An 18,639-nucleotide genomic window follows, 5' to 3' on the forward strand; every position below is an offset into this window, starting at 1 on the left:
AGGCCGTGGCCACCTTGGTGGCCGCGGCCTTCCTTTATCCGCAACTACGATGGTTTCGCATTCCAACCAGCACTTTTCGTTGAAAGGACACTGACGGTCCACCTATGACTTCACAGAAGGATTTTTCAACGGCCTTGGCCTCAGCCGCTCGCCGCACCGCCTTGCTGGCAGGCGGCGCCCTGGCCCTGGGCACGGCGGCTATCGGTTATGGAATGTATGAAACTCAGCAGTTCCAGCTGCGCCGCGAAACCCTTCCGGTTCTGCCGGTGGGCGCCACCGACATTCGCATCCTGCATCTGTCGGACATCCACATGGTGCCTGGCCAGCAGCTCAAGCGGCGCTGGCTGCACCAGTTGGCCGAGTTGCGCCCCGACTTCGTGATCAACACCGGCGATAATCTTTCGCACCAGAATGGCGTGCCGGCCCTGATCGACGCGCTGGAGCCGCTGATGCAGTTCCCCGGCGCCTTCGTTCCCGGGTCCAACTGCTACTTTGCCCCGCAACTGAAAAACCCCCTGCGCTACCTCAAGCGCAGCCGCGGCGTGCCGAACAACTCCAGCCGCAACGCGCTGCCGCACGAGGAGATGCACCGGCACTTCGGCGCCGCTGGTTGGCTGAATATGGCCAACCGCAACCAGTCGGTTCCCATGAAGGGGATCCGCATGGATCTAAGCGGTGTGGATGACGCGCACATCAACCGCGACACCTTCGCCGGGTGGCCGGCCGGCTCGGTGAACTCGGCGCGCTCCCCGCACGTGAAGATCGCGTTGGCCCACGCGCCCTACCAGCGGGTGCTGGATGAGTTCACGCGCACCGGCGCCGACGTCATCTTCGCCGGGCACACCCACGGCGGCCAGATTTGCATTCCCGGATACGGTGCCGTGGTGACCAACTGCGATTTGCCTACCTGGCGCGCCCGGGGACTGACCAACTGGGAGCTGGACGGACGCAGCGTCCCGCTGAATGTGTCTGCCGGCATCGGCAATTCCCGCTTCGTCCCGGTACGCATCGCCTGCCGGCCCGAAGCCGTGCTGGTGACCCTGACCTCCAAGTAGGCATCGGCCCGCACCGATACTGCTAACGCTTCGCCTCCCGCGCCACCGGTGCGGGAGGCGAAGTTGTTCTTGCCACCGCACTGCCATGATTTGGAAGTCCGCCCTTCAAGCCGGGCCGCAGGACGATTGAATATTCTCAACCACAACCGGTAGCCTGTGTGGTGGATCAAATCACACTTCCCAGAACGAAGGTAAAACGGTGCCGCGGCAAAGCAAAACATCAGGCGACAGCCCGGATACTTCCCTTCGAGCCACGCTGCGGCGTCTGGCCCCCTTCGTCAAACCCATCATGCCCCGGCTGATCGCCGGGTTCTTCTGTGCCCTGGGCGCCGGCATTGTCGCCCTGGTGATCCCCCAGGTCCTGGCCTGGCTGGTCAACAACGTGCTGGGCAGCGACGCCTCGTCCTCCCAGATCTGGGTGGCGGTGGCCATAGTGGCCGGGCTGGGCTTCCTGGAGGCGTTCTTCATCTTCCTGCGCCGCCAGTTCGTTCTCACCCCGGCCGCCGGGCTAGAGAACCAGATGCGCGTGCGCTTCTACAAGCACCTGCAGCGCCTGCCGGTGGCCTTCCATGAGCGCTGGGGCTCGGGCCAGCTGCTCTCGCGGTCCATGTCGGACCTGTCGTTGCTGCGCCGCTGGCTGGCGTTCGGCGCCATGATGCTGGTGGTGGAGACCGTCACCGTCATCACCGGCCTGGTCCTGATGTTCACCCACTCCTGGATCCTGGGCCTGCTCTATCTGGCCGGCTCGGTGCCGATCATGATCAAGGCCTACCGCTTCCGCAACGACTACCGCGCGGCCAGTCGGCTTAGCCAGGACCAGGCCGGTGACCTGGCCACGGCTGTGGAGGAATCGGTGCACGGCATCCGGGTCATCAAGGCCTTCGGCCGCGGGCCGGACATGTACGACGGCTTCAACGAGCAGGCCAAGTCCCTGCAGGAGACCGAGATCAGCAAGGCGAATACGCTGGCCAGCTTCCTGCTGGCCGTGGTCGCCATTCCCGAAACCATTCTCGGGGTGGGCCTGATCATCGGCGTTTCCCTGGTGGCCAGCGGCAACCTCAGCGTCGGCTCGCTGGTCGCCTACTTCGCGATTGCCGCGGTCATTGCCGGGCCCGTGGAGGGCATGGGCATGCTGCTGGGCATGACCCTGAGCACCAAGACCGCACTGGACCGCCACTTCGAGGTCATGGACACCGTCAATGACCTGACTTCCCCGCAGCACCCCTCCCGCCCGGAAACGCTCAGCGGAGAGGTGGAGCTGCGCCATGTGCGCTTCACCTACCCCGGTGCCGGCGGGCAGGCCCGCCCCATCCTGGCCGGCATCGACCTGAAGATCCGGCCCGGGGAGACCATGGCCCTGGTGGGGATCACCGGTTCGGGCAAGTCGACCTTGTTGAACCTGGTGCCGCGGCTGCACGACGTGGATGCCGGGCAGGTGCTGGTGCACGGCCAGGACGTGCGCGAATGGGACCTGCAGCAGCTGCGCACCGAGGTCGCGGTGGCGTTCGAGGACACCACACTGTTCTCCACCTCGGTCCGTGAAAACGTGCTGCTCGGCGCGCCGGAGGGCCTGGACGAGCGGCAGCTGGAGGCACTGCTGGCCGAGTCCCTGGAAGTGGCCCAGGCACACTTCGCCTACGAGCTGCCCGAGGGGGTGGACACCCTGATCGGCGAGGAGGGCCTGTCGCTATCCGGCGGCCAGCGCCAACGCCTGGCCCTGGCCCGCGCGATCGCCGCCCGGCCGCGGATCCTGGTGCTCGATGACCCGCTCTCGGCCCTGGATGTGCGCACCGAGGAGGCGGTGACCGCCAGGCTGCGCCAGGTGCTGGAGGGCACCACCACGCTGGTGGTGGCCCACCGCCCCTCCACGGTGATGCTCGCCGACCGGGTGGCGCTGCTGCGCGATGGCCACATTGACGCAGTGGGCAGCCACACCCACCTGCTCAGCACCAATGAACACTACCGTTTCGTAATCGCCAGCCTGGATGATGACGAGACCCTGATCAGCGCGGAGGCCGGCCAGTGAGCATCCAATCAGGTGTGGCGAACGAAGACGCCATCAAGCTCAGCGCCGCCGAACGCAAGGTCGTTCGCCAGCGCTCCTTCAGGCTGCTGGCCGCCCTGGCGGTCCCGCAGAAGAAGCTGTTCATCCTCACCGTGGTCCTGGTGCTGGTTTCCAATGCGGCCCGCGTGGCGCTGCCGATGATCATCGCCCTGGCGATCGACTGGACCCTGCCGCAGGTGCGCCAGGGCAACTGGTCCTCGCTGGGGGTCTCCGGCGGCGCGTACATCGTCTGTGCGCTGCTGGCCGGGTTCCTGTTGGCCTGGTACATCCGCTGCGCCGCCCGGATCTCCCAGGCGATGCTGTTGGATCTGCGCCAGCAGGTCTTCCGTCACACCCAGCGCCTGAGCCTGGAATTCCATGAGCACTACACCTCCGGGCGCATCATCTCCCGGCAGACCTCGGACCTGGAGACGCTGCGCGAGCTGCTGGACCAGGGGGTTTCGGAACTGGCCTCCTCCTTCGTGTTCGTGGTGTTCACCCTGATTTCAATCTTCGTGCTGGACTGGCGCAGCGGCCTGGTGGTCTGCGTGGCCGCCATCCCGGTGGGGATCCTCTTCTTCTGGTACCAGCGCCGCTCCGAGGTGCTCTACCGGGAATCACGGGTCGTCTCGGCCCGGGTGATCTCCACGTTCGTGGAGACCATGACCGGCATCCGGGCGGTCAAGGCGTTCCGCCGGGAGAAGGCCAACGACCAGAACTATGCGGCCGTTGCCGCCCAGTACCGGGACAACTCGGTGCGTTCCTTCAACCTGTTCGGTGTGCTGCAGCCTGGTCTGGTGATGATCGGCAACCTGACCGTGGCCGCGCTGCTGGCCTACGGCGGGTTCCGCATCATTGACGGCTCCCTGGCGGTGGGCGTGATGGTCGCGCTGCTGTTGGCCTCCAAGCGGGTTTTCCAGCCGGTGCAGCAGATCGCCATGTTCTACTCCTCGCTGCAGTCCGCCACCGCCGCCCTGGAGAAGGTGTCCGGGCTGCTGGAGGAGGAGCCCACGGTGCGTGAACCGCAGCAGCCGCGCAGCATCGAGCGGGTCAAGGGCGAGATCGACTTCAGTGACGCGGTGTTCGGCTACGGCCAGGGACCGGTGGTGATGGACAAGTTCGACCTGCACATCCCGGCCGGCCAGGTCGTCGCGGTGGTTGGGCAGACCGGGGCGGGCAAGTCCACCCTGGCCAAGCTGATCGCCCGCTTCTATGACCTGCGCTCGGGCAGCCTGGAGCTGGACGGGGTGCCGATCAAGGAGCTGTCCAACAAGGAGCTGCGCCGTCACGTGGTGATGGTGACCCAGGAGGCGTTCCTGTTCTCCGGCTCGGTGGCCGAGAACATCGCGCTGGGCCGGCCCGGCGCCTCCCTGGCCGAAATCCAGGACGCGGCCCGCGCCGTGGGCGCCCACGACTTCATCCTGGGGTTGCCCGAGGGCTATGACACGGATGTGAACAAGCGCGGCGGCCGGGTGTCGGCCGGGCAGCGCCAGCTGATTTCCTTTGCCCGCGCCTTCCTGGCCGACCCGGCGGTGCTGATCCTGGATGAGGCGACCAGTTCCATGGACATCCCCTCGGAGCGGGCGGTGCAGCGGGGCCTGCAGAAGCTCTTGGGCGACCGCACCGCGTTGATCATTGCCCACCGCCTGTCCACGGTGCAGATCGCCGACCGGGTGCTGGTGGTGCACGATGGGAAGATCATCGAGGACGGTTCCCCGCAGGAACTGATCGCCGCCAATGGACGCTTCGCCGCCCTGCATCGGGCCTGGAGGGATTCGCTGGTCTAACCGGGCGCGCGGCATCGCTGCCCACGACGGCAAGGAGCCCCGAACCAGCAGTCTGGTTCGGGGCTCCTTGCCGTCATGGGCCTGCCGGGAGGCTACGCGCTGAAGTCCTGCCCGGTCAGCCGCTCATAGGCCTCGATGTACCGGGCGCGGGTCTTGGCGACGATGTCCTCGGGCAGCGCCGGGGGCTGCTGGCCGGAGGCCTTGTCCCACCCGGAGGCGTTGGAGGTCAGCCAGTCGCGCACGAACTGCTTGTCGAAGCTGGCCTGGGACTTGCCCGGGGCGTAGTCCTTGGCGTCCCAGAAGCGGGAGGAGTCCGGGGTGAGCACCTCATCGCCCAGGGTGATCTGCCCGGTGGACGGGTCCGCGCCGAATTCGACCTTTGTGTCCGCCAGGATGATCCCGCGCTCGCGGGCAATCTTTTCGGCCTGCTCGTAGAGCGCCACCGTCTTCTGCCGCAGCGCCTCGGCGACCTCCAGCCCGACCCGTTCCACGGTTTGTTCGAAAGAGATGTTCTCGTCGTGCTCCCCCACCTCGGCCTTCGCCGAGGGGGTGAACAGTGCCGGGCTCAGCCGGGACCCGTCGACCAGGCCCTCGGGCAGCGGCAGTTCGCATACGGTGCCCGATGCCTTGTACTCAACCAGCCCGGAGCCGGTCAGGTAGCCGCGGGCGATGCACTCGATCGGGTACATGTCCAGCTTCTTGCACACCATCGCGCGCCCGGCCACCTGCTCGGGCACGTCGGTGGAGATCACGTGGTTGGCGAAGTCGCCCAGCTGTTCAAACCACCACAGGCTCAGCTGGGTGAGCACCTTGCCCTTGTCCGGGATTTCGGTGGAGAGCACAAAGTCGTAGGCGCTGATCCTGTCGGAGGCGACCACCAGCACGCGGTCGGTGTCCGCGAAGGACACCCCGGCCGGGACGTAGAGGTCGCGCACCTTGCCGGAGTAGAAGTGGTCCCAGCCGGGAAGCTGCAGCACTTCGGTCTTGAATCCTGCCATGCCTACTTAGCCTCCGTGTTCACGATGATCTGTCCCCGCTCGGCCTTCAGGCCGATGTCGGTGCGGTACTGGGCGCCGGACCAGGAGATCTTGGCTACCCCCTGGTAGGCGGCCTTCCGGGCGGCGGCCAGGTCATCGCCCAGGGCCACCACGGCCAGCACCCGGCCACCGGCGACCACGGTGTTGCCCGCGGCATCCAGCGCGGTGCCGGCGTGCACCACGTGCACCTGCTCCACCGCGTTGGCCTCCTCCAGGCCCTGGATGACGGCACCCTTGACCGGGGTGTCCGGATAGTTCTCGGCGGCGATCACCACGTCCACGGCGGTGGCGTGGTGCCAGTGCAGCTGTTCGGCGTCATCCAGTTCGCCCTTCGCCGCGGCCAGCAGCAGTGCCCCCAGCGGGCTCTTCAGCCGGGCCAGCACGGCCTGGGTTTCCGGGTCGCCGAAGCGGGCGTTGAATTCAATGACCCGCATGCCGCGGCTGGTCAGGGCCAGGCCGCAGTACAGCACGCCGGTGAAGGGGGTGCCGCGGCGTTCCATTTCGCGCAGGGTCGGGTAGGCGACGCGCTGCATGACTTCCTCGGTGAATCCCTCCGGCAGCCACGGCAACGGCGAATAGGCGCCCATGCCCCCGGTGTTCGGACCCTGGTCTCCGTCGAAGATGCGCTTGAAGTCCTGGGCCGGCGAGAGCGGCACCGCATGCTTGCCGTCGCAAATCACGAACAGGGAAACTTCCGGGCCGTCCAGGAACTCCTCGATGACCACGCTGCCGCCGGCGGCGAAGCAGGCCTCGGCGTGGGCCAGGGCCTCTTCGCGGTCGGAGGTGACCACTACGCCCTTGCCGGCGGCCAGGCCGTCGTCCTTGACCACGTGCGGGGCGCCGAACGCGTCCAGGGCGGCTTCTGCCTCCTGCCGGTTGGTGGCCACCCGCGCCATTGCGGTGGGCACCTCGGCCTCGGCCATCACGTCCTTGGCGAAGGCCTTGGAGGCCTCCAGCTGGGCGGCGGCCCGGCTGGGGCCAAAGACCGGGATCCCGGCCTCGGTGAGCACATCGGCCACCCCTGCGGCCAGTGGGGCCTCTGGACCGATCACCACCAGGTCGCTGGCCAGTTCCCGGGCCAGGGCCAGGACCGCTTCCGGGTCCTGGGCGTCGATGGCGTGCACCGGCACCTCACCGGCAATGCCGGCGTTGCCGGGGGCGCAATGCACCTGTTCAACGTAGGGGTCTTCGTTCAGTGCACGGACAATTGCATGTTCACGGCCGCCGGGGCCAATAACCAGTACCTTCACAGGCCTAGAGTTTACCGGACGGGGCACCGCCGCCGGGGGTGTGTGACCCGCTGATGAAACCGGCCGATCGCGGCGCTAGACTTGGCTCTGCGCGACGGGCGGCGGCCCGCGGCGCGGTGGAGGGCACGGCGAAAGGCGGCAGATGGCCATCAAGCGCAGAATCGATCCGGTCAACGGCAGGCAGGCGCTGAACCAGTGGGTGGCGGCCCAGCCGGAGGCGACGGATGCCGCCCAGCAGCCCCCGCTGCCCCGCCCGGTCCGGGCAATGGCGGTGCGCTTTGCGCTGGAGGAACTGGCCAGCCGGGCGGAGGGGAACTCGGTGGAGGTGCGGGTTCCGCCCTTTGGTGTGACCCAATGCATCCCCGGCCCCCGACACACCCGCGGCACTCCCCCGAATGTGGTGCAAATGGACGCCGAGGCGTTCTTATCCCTAGTCACGGGGCGGCTTTCCTGGCCGCAGGCGGTGGCCGACGCCCGGGTGGAGGCTTCCGGGCTGCGCGCGGACCTGTCTGCGCATCTACCGCTCTTTGAGTACGCTTAAGGGCATGGAGCAAAACCCCTCTCGTCCCCACGGCTCGGCGCAGCGCCCGGGGAAGTCCTTTGAAGTCGAAGTGAAGTCCTCCCCCAAGTTGTGGCCGATCCTCGCCACCGGCGGGGTCGCCGGCGCCCTGGCCGGCACCATCATCGCCCTGCTGGGAGATCCCTCCCCGAACTACACCGTGGCCGCCACCGTCGGTTTCTTCGCCGCCTTCTGTGCCGCCATCGGCCTGGCCGTGGCCGCCGTTGTCTACCTGGTGCTGGACCGGGTCAGCGCCCGCCATACGGTCCGCCGCCTGGCCGTGCCGGTGCAGCAGGACGAACCGTCCCACACCGAGACCCCACACCGCGAACACCCCTAGAACACCGGGCAGATCCGGTGAACTGCGTAGATCCGGGCAGCCTGTAACGAACCACACTTTTGGCCGACCCCGGCCCGGATACATGAGAGAATACTGACATGGCGCGTGGCGATGGAAAACTGAATCATGACCTCCTTTCAAGCGACAAGGGACCGCAGGACGAGTGCGGTGTCTTTGGTGTGTGGGCACCGGGCGAGGAAGTAGCGAAACTGACCTACTACGGTCTGTACTCCCTGCAGCACCGTGGGCAGGAGTCCGCGGGCATCGCCACCTCCGACGGGGAACGCATCAACGTCTACAAGGACATGGGCCTGGTCTCCCAGGTCTTTGACGAGAACACCCTGAACTCCATGAGCGGGCACCTGGCCATCGGCCACTGCCGCTACTCCACCACCGGCTCCAGCCACTGGGCCAACGCCCAGCCGACCCTGGGCCCGACCAAGTCCGGCACCGTGGCCCTGGCCCACAACGGCAACCTGACCAACTCAGCGGACCTGGCCGACATGGTACGCGCCAAGATCGACGCCGAGGGCGGGAAGATCACCGGCGAAATCGCCCAGGGCAACACCACCGACACCGCGCTGGTCACCTCCCTGCTGGGCGGCTCCGAGGGCCAGACCCTGGAGGAAACGGCGCTGGGGCTGCTGCCGAAGATCGAGGGCGCGTTCTGCTTCGTGTTCATGGACGAAAACACGCTCTACGCCGCCCGCGACCCGCACGGCGTGCGCCCGCTGGTGCTCGGGCGCCTGGACCGCGGCTGGGTGGTGGCCTCCGAGCAGCCGGCCCTGGCCACCGTGGGTGCGTCCTTCATCCGTGAAATCGAACCGGGTGAGCTGATCGCCATCGACGAGGCCGGGGTCCGTTCCCAGCGCTTCGCCCAGGCCAACCCGAAGGGCTGCGTATTCGAATACGTCTACCTGGCCCGCCCCGACGCCTCCATCGCCGGGCGCTCGGTCTACGAATCCCGCGTGGAGATGGGCCGCCAGCTGGCCCGCGAGAACACCGCGGTGGCCGACATCGTGATCCCGGTTCCCGAATCCGGCACCCCGGCGGCCATCGGCTACGCCGAGGAATCCGGGATCCCCTTCACCCACGGCTTCGTGAAGAACTCCTACGTGGGGCGCACCTTCATCCAGCCCAGCCAGACCCTGCGCCAGCTGGGGATCAAGCTCAAGCTCAACGCCCTGGAATCGGTGCTCAAGGGCAAGCGCGTGGTGGTGGTGGACGACTCGATCGTGCGCGGCAACACCCAGCGCGCCGTGGTGCGCATGCTGCGTGAGGCCGGCGCCGCCGAGGTGCATGTGAAGATCTCCTCCCCGCCGGTGAAGTGGCCGTGCTTCTACGGCATTGACTTCGCCACCCGCGCCGAACTGATCGCCAACGGCGCCGCCGTGGATGAGATCGCCAAGTCGATCGGCGCGGACTCCCTGGCCTACATCTCCGAGGACGGGATGATCTCGGCCACGAACCAGCCGCGCGAACGGCTGTGCACCGCCTGCTTCACCGGCGAGTACCCGATCAAGCTGCCGGACTCCTCCCGGCGCGGCAAGAACCTGCTGGAGCGCACCGCCCAGGCCGGCTGCGAGCCGGGCCCGGACGCCGAGTTCGACGCCGTCAGCTAGTCCCCCCGCGGCGCGGGCACCCGCCGCTGCGCCGCCCACGTTCCACGTTCCCGATTCTTCCGCGCGCAGCTGCGCGGGTGTTCACGACAGAAAAGGACCGATCTGCCATGAGCGGCAAAGAGCAGCCCACCTCCATCACCTATGCCGGCGCCGGCGTCGACGTCGAGGCCGGTGACCGCGCCGTCGAGCTGATGAAGGGTGCGATCAAGGCCACCCACACCCAGAACGTGATCGGCGGGGTCGGCGGCTTTGCCGGGCTGTTCGACGTCTCCTTCCTCACCGGGTACCGCAAGCCGTACCTGGCCACCTCCACCGACGGGGTGGGCACCAAGGTCGCCATCGCCCAGGCCCTGGACATCCACCACACCATCGGCCAGGACCTGGTGGGCATGGTCGTGGACGACATTGTGGTGGTGGGCGCCAAGCCGCTGTTCATGACCGACTACATCGCCTGCGGGAAGGTCATCCCCGAGCGCATCGCCGACATTGTTCGCGGCATCGCCGAGGGCTGCAAGCTGGCCGGCACCGCACTGGTCGGCGGGGAAACCGCCGAGCACCCGGGCCTGCTGGGCGAGGACGAATACGACGTGGCCGGCGCGGCCACCGGGGTCATCGAGGCCGACGCGCTGCTCGGCCCGGAGCGCGTGCAGGCCGGTGACGTGGTCATCGGCATGGCCTCCTCCGGCATCCACTCCAACGGCTACTCGCTGGTGCGCCGGGTGATTGCGCACGCCAAGTGGGAACTGACCCGCGAGGTGCCCGAATTCGGACGCACCCTGGGCGAGGAGCTGCTGGAGCCCACCCGCATCTACACCTCCGCATGTCTTGACCTGGTCAACGAACTGAACGGCGCGGACCGCTTCGGCGTGCACGGATTCAGCCACGTGACCGGAGGCGGGCTGGCCGCCAACCTGGCCCGCGTGCTGCCCCAGGGCCTGATGGCCCGTGTGGATCGCTCCACCTGGGCGCTGCCGGCCGTGTTCCGCACCATCGGCGAACTGGGCAACGTCCCGCAGGCGGACCTGGAGCGCACCTTGAACCTGGGCGTGGGCATGGTCGCGGTGGTGGACGCCGCAGTGGCCGACCGGGCCGTGGAGCTGCTGAACGCATTGAACATGGGCGCCTGGGTCATGGGCCAAGTTGAGAAGCTGGATGAGTCGGCCTCCGCCGCCGGCGCCGACTTCGTGCAGGGCGCCAAGGGCGTGGACGGCGGCGCCGTGCTGCTGACCGGCGCCTACGCCTCCTAGTCCCCGGCACACCGGCAACGGCCGCTGCGCTTCCCCCTGAGGGAAGGCGCAGCGGCCGTTGCCGTATGCAGGCTCGCCGGCCGGCGAACTAGGAAAGCCGCTCCAGTGAGTCGCTCAGCGGCGCCTGCCAGCGCCAGGTCGCCTTCTGCTCGCCGCGCACGTGCCCGTTGGTCAGCAGCGCCACCGGCAGCTGGCGCTGCACGAAGTTCAGCAGGATTCGGTAGCCGCTCATCACCGCCAGCGAGGAGCCCAACACCAGCAGGGAGCTGGAACGGTGCTCCATGTCGTTGATGGCCTGCTTGCGGGCGGCGGGCACGCTCTCACCGAAGTACACCACGTCCGGCTTCAAGGCCATGGAACCGCAGCGCAGGCAGGGAACCATCACAAATTCCTTGACCAGGTACTCGGGCAGCTGCACGTCCCCGTCCGGGTTCACGGCCGAGGGGTCCAGGTCGACCTTCTGCGCGTAGCCCGGGTTCGCCTTTTGCAGGCGGGCATCCAGGTGTTCGCGGTCCTCCCGGTAGCCGCAGTCCAGGCAGATGACCACGGACAGGTCCCCGTGCACAGGCACCACGTTGTGTGACCCGGCCTCCTGGTGCAGGCCATCCACGTTCTGGGTGACTATCCCGCTGATCCGGCCCTCCTGTTCCCAGCGGACCAGGCGGCGGTGGATCTGGTTGGGCTGGGCCTTGAACATGTGGCGCCAGCCAATGTAGCTGCGCGCCCAGTAGCGCTGCCGGGCGTCGGGGCGGTAGCGGAATTCCTGGTAGGTCATGGGCCGGTGGCGCTGCAGCGAGCCGTTGGGGCCGCGGTAGTCCGGGATGCCGGAATCGGTGGAAACTCCGGCCCCGGTGACCACCATGACATTGCCGTGATCCAGCATCCGCTGCACCCCGGCGGCCGCTTCGGCCGGGTCGCTGGGCGGTGCGGTCTGCTCCACGATGCGCTGCATGGAACGGATCGCCGAACGGTGGGCCATGTTGATTGACAGCGCGTGGTTTTCTTCCAAAATCGGCCTTCCGCTAGGGGTTGCGGACACGACAAACGCCGCAACGAGCTAGGGCTAAATTTAGCCTAGTTGTTGCGGCTTGTCGTGTGATGTGTACTGATAGAGTCGGACTCCTCCAACGACTGTCGTGAAACCGGGGCCATCACTTCCCGGTACCGCCGGGCCTAATGCCGGGCGTCGCTCTCTTCGTCGTCAGAGTATTTCTTGGCCAAATCGTCATAGTCCGAATAGTCGTCACTATAGGACGATTCGGCATGCTCAGGTGCCTGGGTATGGCGCTCACGGCGCACGCCCAGTTCACGCTCCAGTGCGGTCAGATCAGTGGCGGGCGAGTAGTACTTGATGTCTCGCGCCTGACGCTGTGCTTTAGCCTTTTGACGGCCGCGCCCCATGGCGTGACCCCCTCTTTTCAGTAGAGTCGGGAGGTGGTCCACCAATTAGCCGGTGGAGGCCCCCGAATATGTGATCAGTTCTTTCGTAATTCAAGGTTAACATGATTCCCCGGCGAGCGCTCATCGCAACACGTGCACAAACCGTTAGACTAACGACAAGTGCCGTGATCATTTGGCTCAACGCCAAATCCATGTGAAGGAGTTCACATCGGTGATCGATGATAACCTGCCCGAGCCCCAGGCGGCCCTGCCGCCCCTGCGGCCCGAACCCGAGCCAGAAAAGAAGCGCACGGGACAGTGGATCCTGCTGGTGATCGCCTTCCTTGCCCTGGCCGCGGCGGCTGTCTTCGTGGTGTTGCGCTTCGTCTCCCCCACCCAGGCTCCGCTGCAGGCCGAGGTTGACCGCAACCCGGATCCGGGGCTGGACGGGGTCATCGCCGAGGCGATGCCCCCGGAGCAGCTGAAGGTCGGCGAGTGCCTGCGCGGCTTCACCTCCCCGCTGGAACCGCAGACCGTGGTGACCTGCGAGTCGGCGCACAACGCCCAGCTGATCGGCACCTTCGAGGTGGAAGGCAGCGAGTTCCCGGGGGCCTCGCAGCTGCTGACCGAGGCCGAGGACCTGTGCAAGTCGGTTCCGCTGGATCCGACCTCCCCACTGGACTCAAGCTGGACCTACCATTTCTCCCGCCCCAGCCAGGGCACCTGGAACCAGGGCGACCGGCTGATCTCCTGCTTCCTGTCACTGAGCGAAGGCAGCGTGCGCAGCTCGCTGCTGCCGCCGGACACCGCCAGCTAGGCCGGTCACGTTCACCCGCCCGCGCGGCGCACCATCACTGGGATGGTGCGCCGCGCTGCTGGTTTCACCGGGCTGTCGCTGCCGCCGGGCCTAGGCCGGGCTGAGGGTCAGCCCGTTGGCCTCCACATCCACGCCCACCTTGACGGTGTCCCCGTCGTGGATCGTTCCGGCCAGCAGTTCGCGGGCCAGCTTGTCCCCGATCTCGCGCTGCACCAGCCGGCGCAGCGGGCGGGCACCGTAGGCCGGGTCGTACCCGGTCAGGGCCAGCCAATCGCGGGCTGCGGAGTCCACCTCCAGGGTGAGCCGGCGCTCTGCCAGCCGTTCGGCCAGGTTCGCGATCTGCAGCTCGACAATGTGGCCCAGCTGCTGGACGCTGAGGGCGTCGAACATGATCACGTCATCCAGCCGGTTCAGGAACTCCGGCTTGAACGAGGCATTGACCACGTTCATGACCGCCTCGTGCCGTGCGGCCAGATCCATCTCCTGGTCGACCAGGAACTGGCTGCCCAGGTTGGAGGTCAGGATCAGGATCGTGTTGCGGAAGTCCACGGTGCGTCCCTGCCCGTCGGTCAACCGCCCGTCATCGAGCACCTGCAGCAGGATGTCGAACACTTCCGGGTGCGCCTTCTCGACCTCGTCGAGCAGGATCACCGAGTAGGGCCGGCGGCGCACCGCTTCGGTGAGCTGGCCGCCTTCCTCGTAGCCGACGTAGCCCGGAGGGGCACCGACCAGCCGGGCCACCGCATGCTTCTCCGAGTACTCGGACATGTCGATGCGCACCATGGCCCGGGCGTCATCGAACAGGAAGTCCGCCAACGCCTTGGCCAGCTCGGTCTTGCCCACGCCGGTGGGGCCCAGGAACAGGAACGAACCGGTGGGCCGGTCCGGGTCCGCGATCCCGGCCCGGGAACGGCGTACCGCATCGGAGACGGCTGCCACCGCCTGGGTCTGGCCGATCAGCCGCTGGCCGATCACCTTTTCCATGTCCAGCAGTTTCTGGCTTTCACCCTGCAGCATCCGCCCGGCCGGGATCCCGGTCCAGGCCGAGATCACCTCGGCGATGTCATCGGCGGTGACCTCCTCGGCGACCATCAGCTCCCGATCCGCGTCGCTGGCCTCGGCCGCGGCGGCCGCGTCCAGCTCCTGCTGCAGCGCCGGGATCTCCCCGTAGAGCAGCCGCGAGGCCTTCTCCAGGTCGCCTTCGCGCTGGTACTTCTCCGCCTGGCTGCGCAGCTCGTCAAGCTGGGCCTTCAGGTCACCGACCCGGTTCAGCCCGGCCTTCTCCGCCTCCCAGCGGGAGTTCAGCGCGTCAAGCTGCTCCTTCTTGTCCGCCATGTCCTTGCGCAGCGCCTCCAGACGCTCCACCGAGGCCGGGTCGGTCTCCGTGGACAGGGCCAACTCCTCCATGGTCAGCCGGTCCACCTCACGGCGCAGCTCGTCGATCTCCTCGGGGGCCGAGTCGATCTCCATGCGCAGCCGGCTGGCGGCCTCGTCGACCAGGTCGATGGCCTTGTCCGGCAGCTGGCGTCCGGAGATGTAGCGGTTGGACAGGGCGGCGGCGGCCACCAAGGCACTGTCGGCGATGGCAACCTTGTGGTGCGCCTCGTAGCGTTCCTTCAGCCCACGCAGGATCGCGATGGTGTCATCAACGCTCGGCTCGCCCACGTACACCTGGGCGAAGCGGCGTTCCAGGGCCGGGTCCTTCTCAATGTTCTCGCGGTACTCATCCAGCGTGGTGGCGCCGATCAGGCGCAGTTCCCCGCGGGCGAGCATCGGCTTGAGCATGTTCCCGGCGTCCATCGCGCCTTCCGAGGCACCGGCACCCACGACGGTGTGGATCTCGTCAATGAAGGTCACGATCTGCCCGTCGGAGGCCTTGATTTCCTCCAGGACGGCCTTCAGGCGCTCCTCAAACTCACCGCGGTACTTCGCGCCGGCCACCATGGCACCCAGGTCCAGGGAAATCAGGGTCTTGCCGCGCAGCGATTCGGGTACGTCCCCGGCGACCATGCGCTGGGCCAGGCCCTCCACCACGGCGGTCTTGCCGACGCCCGGGTCACCGATGAGCACCGGGTTGTTCTTGGTGCGCCGCGAAAGCACCTGCACCACACGCCGGATTTCCTTGTCGCGCCCGATCACCGGGTCGAGCTTGCCGGAGCGGGCCAGTGCGGTCATGTCGGTGCCGAACTTCTCCAGCGACTGGAACGTGCCTTCCGGATCCGGGCTGTCGACCTTGCGGTCCCCGCGGATGGAGGGCAGGGTGGCGCTGAGCAGTTCGCGCGTCGCTCCAACCTCGCGCATCGCTTCCCCGGCCTTGGTGACATCCGAGGCCAGCCCGATGAGCAGGTGTTCGGTGGAGACATAGGTGTCCCCCAGTTCACCGGCCAGTTCCTGGGCCGCGTTGACAGTCTGCAGCAGCTGGCGCGAGAACTGGGCCTGCGCCACGGAGGAGCCCGAGCCGGCGGGCAGGGCCTTGATGACCGAGCTGGTCTTGACCGAGAGCCCATCGACGTCGATGCCTGCGGTCTTCAGCAGCGCCACGGCCACCGAGTCACGCTGGTCAAGCAGCGCCTTGAGCAGGTGCGCCGGTTCAATCTGCGGGTTGCCCGCGGTCGAGGCATTCATCCCGGCCGCGGACAGAGCCTCCTGGCTCTTGGTGGTGAGTTTGGTGTCCATTCGAGTCCTTCCTCTCAGACCTACACCTCATAAACTTGAGTCTACTTAACTCAACTTCCTTTGGGGAGATCCTATTCCGGACTTTACGGAAAATTTTCGTTGTTTTCCCGGCCCTTCCACGCCTCGGCGGCCGGCGCCGCCCGCGCGGGCTTCGGCGTCCCCTTAAACGCAAAAGGCGAGCACCTCACCAAGAAGCACTCGCGTTTCGCGGCAGCGGTTCGGGCCGGGTCAGCGGCGGATGGAACCGATGAAGTAGTCCGAGGGAACGATCGTCTTGCCCAGCGGCATCAGCGAAATCGGGATCATCTTCAGGTTGGCAATGCCCAGCGGGATTCCAACGATCGAGATGAACATCGGGATGGCCGTCAGCACATGGCCGATCGCGATCCAGATCCCGGCCACAATCACCCAGATGATATTGCCCAGGGTCGAGAACGCGCCGACCGGTCCGCGGTCAACGACGGTACGCCCAAAGGGCCACAACGCATACCCGGCAATCCGGAAGGAAGCGATGCCAAAGGGAATGGTGACGATCAACAGGCAGCAAATGATGCCGGCCAGCACGTAGCCCAGGGCCAGCCACAGCCCGCCGCAGACCAGCCAAATGATATTCAGTACCGCACGCAATAGACTCATGGCTTTATTCTGCCCCAACCCGGCCCGCTGGGACATCGGGGAAAACCCGGATCAGCCCCGGATTCCTGCCGAACGTGCGCAATCTCCCGGCCTTCCTGCTCCCGGTGCGGCCGGCGGCTCCGATAGGATTAGGCATCATGAGCGACCGTAGCGCAGATTCGATTCCCTCCCCCGAAACCGGCACCCGCGACCCGGAACTGTTCCGCAAGGAACCGTTTTCCTTCGTTCGCCGTGGCAACCGGCTGCAGGGACGTCGCGCCCGAGCCTGGGAACGCAATGCCGACCGCTACGTGATCGAACCGGAACGCAAGCAGACCGACACCTCCGTTGCCGAGGATCAGCAGCTGGACCTGCAGCAAACCTTCGAACGCACCGCTCCGCTGATCGTGGAGATCGGCACCGGGTTGGGCGAATGCATCGCCAACGCGGCCAAGGACGACGCGGAGCGCAACTACCTGGCGGTGGAGGTCTACCGCCCCGGCTTGGCCCAGCTGATGCTGAAGGTCGAGTCCTTTGGGCTGCAGAATGTACGCGCGATTCAGGCCAACGCGCCCGAGGTGCTCGATGTCATGCTGCCTGCGTCCAGCGCCGATGAAATCTGGATCTTCTTCTCCGACCCCTGGCACAAGACCCGCCACCACAAGCGCCGCCTGATCAAGACCGAATTCCTGGACAAGGTCGCGCGCGTACTCAAGCCCGGCGGCACCCTGCGACTGGCCACCGACTGGTCCAACTACGCGGAGCAGATGCGCGAGCTGCTGGAGGCACACCCTCAGTTCACCAACCAGCATCCGGGCAATCTGGCCGGCAAGCACAGCGAACTGACCAGGGTGCGTCGTGAGGGGCTGGAAGGCCATGACTCCGAGCCAACCTTTACCGATGAGCTGGGCGGCTGGGCCCCGCGCTTTGAGCGTCGCATCCTGACCAGTTTTGAAAGCAAGGCGTTGAAGGCCGGACGCCGCGTGTTTGACCTGGCCTACACGCGCAACTAGACGCTGGGTGCCCGGCGGCGCGGCGGAAGTATTTTCGCCCTCGTCCCACCCGGATGGGGCAGCCGGAGGGCTGTGGCGCTAAGGTTCAACCATGGATTTGTCGTCGTGTCCCACCCTGGAGTTTGCCCAGACCCGCTTGGAGCAGCTGGCTTCATCCCACATGAACGATCTGGCCGCGGTCGTCGCCGAAGAGGGCATGCAGGAGTTGTGGTTTACCTCGATCCCGGCCCCCACCGCAGTGGGTTCTGAGATTGAACGACGTCTGGAACTCCAGGATCAGGGGCTGATGGCGCCGTACGCGATCATCGATGCCCGTGCGGGACGCGCCGTGGGCGCCACAACGTTGATGAATATTGATGCGGTGAACCGACGGGTCGAAATCGGTTCCACGTTCCTGGCACCCTCGGCCCAGGGAACGGGAATCAACCCGGCGGCCAAGTTCATGCTGCTGAGCCGGGCGTTCGAGGATCTGAAGTGCATCGCGGTTGAATTCCGCACGCATTGGCACAATCAGGCCAGCCGGGCCGCCATCTCCCGGCTGGGCGCAAAGCAGGACGGTGTGCTGCGCAGCCACATGTATGACCCGGCAACCCAGTCGCTGCGCGACACCGTGGTCTTCTCGATCCTGCCCCACGAGTGGCCGGCGGTGCGCGCCAACCTTCTGGCCCGCCTGCGCAGGCACGGGCTGATCGGCTAGGGACCGATCGCGCGCCGGGTAGTGAACAGTGTGACCTGTGGTTCGCGGCGCTGCGGGCGGGTGCCGCGGCTGAGCGTGACAATGTCCCCGGCCATGGTGCCTGCGGCAAACACGCGGCTCTGGTTGCTGCGCAACTCATAGACCTCCTCCTGCAGGGATCCAACCTGCCGGCGCAGCTGGTCCACCTCGGCCTCAAGCTGCAGAATGCGCCGGATGCCTTCGAGCGAAACGCCTTCCTTGCTCAGCTGCTGGACCTGGCGCAGCAGCTGCACATCGCGCTGCGAGTAGCGCCGCTGCTTGCCGGCCTGCCTGCTGGGAGAGACCAGGCCCATGCGGTCGTACTGGCGCAGGGTCTGTGGATGCATGTCAGCCAGCTGCGCGGCAACCGAAATGACAAATACCGGTCGTATGTAATCCCCGGTCACTTTCACCTACCACCTTTTCGGTTCGGGCAGCCCCACTCGGTGCCCGAACATGTACGTGCGGCCGGCAACCCGTCA

The 18,639-nt window shown here is 66.8% G+C and carries 17 protein-coding genes; 10 read left to right on the plus strand and 7 right to left on the minus strand.

Going from position 1 to position 18,639, the window contains the following annotated elements; translation table 11 throughout:
• Positions 1 to 104 precede the first annotated feature (104 nt).
• From AC6I21_RS11710 to AC6I21_RS11720, 3 genes are all read left to right on the plus strand, one after another.
• Positions 105 to 1,055, plus strand: coding sequence for a metallophosphoesterase (locus AC6I21_RS11710; RefSeq protein ID WP_497762425.1), 951 nt, complete (start codon positions 105 to 107; stop codon positions 1,053 to 1,055).
• A gap of 289 nt (positions 1,056 to 1,344) precedes the next feature.
• Positions 1,345 to 3,081 (plus strand): ABC transporter ATP-binding protein, encoded by a 1,737-nt coding sequence (locus tag AC6I21_RS11715; RefSeq protein ID WP_497762426.1) that lies wholly within the window; start codon positions 1,345 to 1,347, stop codon positions 3,079 to 3,081.
• Positions 3,078 to 4,886, plus strand: coding sequence for an ABC transporter ATP-binding protein (locus AC6I21_RS11720; RefSeq protein WP_497762427.1), 1,809 nt, complete (start codon positions 3,078 to 3,080; stop codon positions 4,884 to 4,886). The genes AC6I21_RS11715 and AC6I21_RS11720 overlap by 4 nt, the downstream gene beginning before the upstream one ends.
• A 92-nt stretch (positions 4,887 to 4,978) precedes the next feature.
• Here AC6I21_RS11720 and AC6I21_RS11725 read toward each other — a convergent pair whose 3' ends face one another.
• Positions 4,979 to 5,884, minus strand: a complete 906-nt coding sequence (locus tag AC6I21_RS11725; protein ID WP_497762428.1) for a phosphoribosylaminoimidazolesuccinocarboxamide synthase — start codon at positions 5,882 to 5,884, stop codon at positions 4,979 to 4,981.
• Positions 5,885 to 5,886: 2 nt separating this feature from the next.
• Positions 5,887 to 7,173, minus strand: a complete 1,287-nt coding sequence (gene purD, locus AC6I21_RS11730) for a phosphoribosylamine--glycine ligase (protein ID WP_497762429.1) — start codon at positions 7,171 to 7,173, stop codon at positions 5,887 to 5,889.
• 142 nt (positions 7,174 to 7,315) lie between these two features.
• Here purD and AC6I21_RS11735 point away from each other — a divergent pair, with 142 nt between their 5' ends.
• From AC6I21_RS11735 to purM, 4 genes are all read left to right on the plus strand, one after another.
• Positions 7,316 to 7,714, plus strand: coding sequence for a sterol carrier family protein (locus AC6I21_RS11735; RefSeq protein ID WP_497762430.1), 399 nt, complete (start codon positions 7,316 to 7,318; stop codon positions 7,712 to 7,714).
• Positions 7,715 to 7,718: 4 nt separating this feature from the next.
• Complete coding sequence (locus AC6I21_RS11740) at positions 7,719 to 8,072, plus strand: hypothetical protein (RefSeq protein WP_138176807.1); 354 nt, start codon at positions 7,719 to 7,721, stop codon at positions 8,070 to 8,072.
• A gap of 98 nt (positions 8,073 to 8,170) precedes the next feature.
• A complete protein-coding gene (gene purF / locus AC6I21_RS11745; RefSeq protein WP_138176804.1) occupies positions 8,171 to 9,694 on the plus strand; it encodes an amidophosphoribosyltransferase in 1,524 nt (507 codons plus the stop codon).
• 107 nt (positions 9,695 to 9,801) lie between these two features.
• Entirely contained in the window at positions 9,802 to 10,941 is a 1,140-nt protein-coding gene (gene purM / locus AC6I21_RS11750; RefSeq protein ID WP_497762431.1) for a phosphoribosylformylglycinamidine cyclo-ligase, read from the plus strand.
• Positions 10,942 to 11,029: 88 nt separating this feature from the next.
• On the opposite strand, the gene AC6I21_RS11755 is transcribed toward purM, so the two are convergent.
• Both AC6I21_RS11755 and AC6I21_RS11760 read right to left on the minus strand, forming a co-directional pair.
• On the minus strand, positions 11,030 to 11,920 hold the full coding sequence (locus AC6I21_RS11755; protein ID WP_391495643.1) for a Sir2 family NAD-dependent protein deacetylase: 891 nt from the start codon (positions 11,918 to 11,920) through the stop codon (positions 11,030 to 11,032).
• A gap of 194 nt (positions 11,921 to 12,114) precedes the next feature.
• Entirely contained in the window at positions 12,115 to 12,342 is a 228-nt protein-coding gene (locus AC6I21_RS11760) for a DUF3073 family protein (protein ID WP_054821086.1), read from the minus strand.
• Positions 12,343 to 12,553: 211 nt separating this feature from the next.
• Between AC6I21_RS11760 and AC6I21_RS11765 the strand changes: the two genes are divergently transcribed.
• Positions 12,554 to 13,138 (plus strand): hypothetical protein, encoded by a 585-nt coding sequence (locus AC6I21_RS11765; RefSeq protein ID WP_346922826.1) that lies wholly within the window; start codon positions 12,554 to 12,556, stop codon positions 13,136 to 13,138.
• 90 nt (positions 13,139 to 13,228) lie between these two features.
• Here AC6I21_RS11765 and clpB read toward each other — a convergent pair whose 3' ends face one another.
• Both clpB and AC6I21_RS11775 read right to left on the minus strand, forming a co-directional pair.
• On the minus strand, positions 13,229 to 15,814 hold the full coding sequence (gene clpB / locus AC6I21_RS11770; RefSeq protein WP_138176794.1) for an ATP-dependent chaperone ClpB: 2,586 nt from the start codon (positions 15,812 to 15,814) through the stop codon (positions 13,229 to 13,231).
• Between the two features lie 228 nt (positions 15,815 to 16,042).
• Entirely contained in the window at positions 16,043 to 16,450 is a 408-nt protein-coding gene (locus AC6I21_RS11775) for a YccF domain-containing protein (RefSeq protein ID WP_497762432.1), read from the minus strand.
• Positions 16,451 to 16,587: 137 nt separating this feature from the next.
• Here AC6I21_RS11775 and trmB point away from each other — a divergent pair, with 137 nt between their 5' ends.
• Positions 16,588 to 17,442 carry a tRNA (guanosine(46)-N7)-methyltransferase TrmB gene (trmB, locus tag AC6I21_RS11780; protein ID WP_497762433.1) on the plus strand — a complete coding sequence of 285 codons (855 nt, stop codon included), beginning with the start codon at positions 16,588 to 16,590 and terminating at the stop codon, positions 17,440 to 17,442.
• A gap of 91 nt (positions 17,443 to 17,533) precedes the next feature.
• Positions 17,534 to 18,139, plus strand: coding sequence for a GNAT family N-acetyltransferase (locus AC6I21_RS11785; RefSeq protein ID WP_497762434.1), 606 nt, complete (start codon positions 17,534 to 17,536; stop codon positions 18,137 to 18,139).
• Here AC6I21_RS11785 and AC6I21_RS11790 read toward each other — a convergent pair.
• Complete coding sequence (locus tag AC6I21_RS11790; protein ID WP_343831978.1) at positions 18,136 to 18,564, minus strand: heat shock protein transcriptional repressor HspR; 429 nt, start codon at positions 18,562 to 18,564, stop codon at positions 18,136 to 18,138. The genes AC6I21_RS11785 and AC6I21_RS11790 overlap by 4 nt on opposite strands.
• Between the last annotated feature and the right edge of the window lie 75 nt (positions 18,565 to 18,639).

This window comes from Glutamicibacter sp. St.4D3, from assembly GCF_059728615.1.